The organism is Cyclobacterium qasimii M12-11B, assembly GCF_000427295.1.
In the GTDB taxonomy this organism is placed as follows: domain Bacteria; phylum Bacteroidota; class Bacteroidia; order Cytophagales; family Cyclobacteriaceae; genus Cyclobacterium; species Cyclobacterium qasimii.
Map to the genome: position 1 here is coordinate 1 of NZ_ATNM01000150.1, position 524 is coordinate 524.

Below are 524 nucleotides of genomic sequence, written 5' to 3' on the forward strand. Positions count from 1 at the left end.
ATTGAACCGTGACGGTTCTCCTCGGGCCCAACTCTCATCAAAGATTTCACCCGTCGTCCAGTTCATTCCCACATACGTGGACAATCACATCGGAATTCTCTTCAACGGTGGCGCCATCGCCCTGCTTCAGAACTGCTACTTCCAGCTTCGAGGGAGGGTCAGTGGAAGGAATTGTGACGGTTGGTCGGCCGTCATCATCAAGTTCAACCGTTGGCAATCCTTCGACCGCCGGCTGGTCTTCACCGTCCGCGCGCGGAAGAGCTGGATCGGCGGGAGCGTCAACCGAAACGACATCAGCAACGAACACAATGTCGTCGTCGGCCGCGACACCGAGCTGCTCGCGAGCGGCATCATCGGCGAAGGACTCGGCCGGCGGAATTACTCCGATCACGCGCGAACCGGAGGTGGAGCACTGAATGGTCTTGACGATGCCCACAAGAAACTGTTCAGGGTCAACCGGAAGCGGTGCAAGACCGGTTTCATCGTAGGAGGTCGCGGAAAGCTCTTCACCCGTGGCACCGCTG

At 58.6% G+C, this 524-nt stretch carries 1 protein-coding gene; it reads right to left on the minus strand.

Annotated elements, in window-relative coordinates; translation table 11 throughout:
* Positions 1 to 46: 46 nt before the first annotated feature.
* A partial coding sequence (locus ADICYQ_RS31305; protein ID WP_235114811.1) for a hypothetical protein occupies positions 47 to 524 on the minus strand: 478 nt, incomplete at its 5' end.